The sequence below is a fragment of the Ruegeria sp. AH12 genome, from assembly GCF_056541465.1.
Genome location: NZ_JBQFYL010000070.1, coordinates 1 through 1,202, shown reverse-complemented (window position 1 = coordinate 1,202; position 1,202 = coordinate 1). Strand labels below are relative to the sequence as shown.

Sequence of the window (1,202 nt, the reverse complement as noted above, 5' to 3'; positions counted from 1 at the left end):
TGTTTTAAGTCCGTATCGGATCAGAGATTCGGATAAAGCGGGTAGCGCGCGCAAAGTTCGGCGACTTCGGCTTTGACTTTGGCTTCGACCGCACCGTTTCCGTCTTCGCCATTTGCGGCCAGACCGTCGACCACTTCGATGATCCAGTCTGCGATTTGGCGGAACTCGGCCTCACCAAAACCGCGGGTGGTTCCGGCAGGCGAGCCCAGACGGATACCGCTGGTGATCGTCGGCTTTTCGGGGTCGAACGGCACACCGTTCTTGTTGCAGGTGATATGTGCCCGGCCCAAAGCTTTCTCGGTTGCGTTGCCTTTAACACCTTTGGGGCGCAGGTCGACAAGAACCACATGGGTATCGGTGCCGTGGGTCACAGTGTCCAGGCCACCCTTGATCAGCTGATCTGAAAGGGCTTGCGCATTCACAACGACCTGCTTGATATAGTCCTTGAACTCAGGACGCAGTGCCTCGCCAAAGGCAACGGCCTTGCCAGCAATCACATGCATCAGCGGACCACCCTGAATGCCCGGGAAGATCGCCGAGTTTACCTTTTTGGCAATCGCTTCATCATTGGTCAGGATCATGCCGCCGCGCGGGCCGCGCAGGGTTTTATGCGTGGTGGTGGTGGCCACATGCGCATGCGGGAAGGGCGAAGGGTGCGCGCCTGCGGCAACCAGACCGGCGATATGGGCCATATCCACATGCAGATAGGCGCCGACCATATCGGCGATTTCACGCATGCGGGCAAAATCGATGACGCGCGGGATGGCCGAGCCTCCGGCGATGATCAGCTTGGGGTTATGTTCCTTTGCCAGCGCTTCGATCTGATCATAGTCGATCAGGTTGTCCTGCTTGCGCACGCCATAATGTACCGCGTTGAACCACTTGCCTGACTGGTTCGGCGCCGCACCATGGGTCAGGTGACCACCTGCATCCAGCGACATTCCCAGAATGGTGTCACCGGGCTTGATCAGCGCCTGAAATACACCTTGGTTCGCCTGCGATCCCGAATTCGGTTGGACGTTGGCAAACTCACACCCAAACAACTGCTTGGCACGGTCGATAGCCAGGTTCTCGGCAATGTCGACGAACTGACAACCGCCATAGTACCGGCGGCCCGGATAACCTTCGGCATATTTGTTGGTCATGACCGAGCCCTGCGCCTCCATCACGGCGGCAGAGACGATGTTCTCCGAGGCGATCAG

1 protein-coding gene is annotated in these 1,202 nt (G+C 58.3%); it reads right to left on the bottom strand.

What is annotated here, in order from left to right; genetic code table 11:
• Positions 1–20: 20 nt before the first annotated feature.
• Positions 21–1,202: serine hydroxymethyltransferase (gene glyA / locus ACR0EL_RS21655; protein WP_480502242.1), on the bottom strand; the 1,182-nt coding region annotated here is incomplete at its 5' end.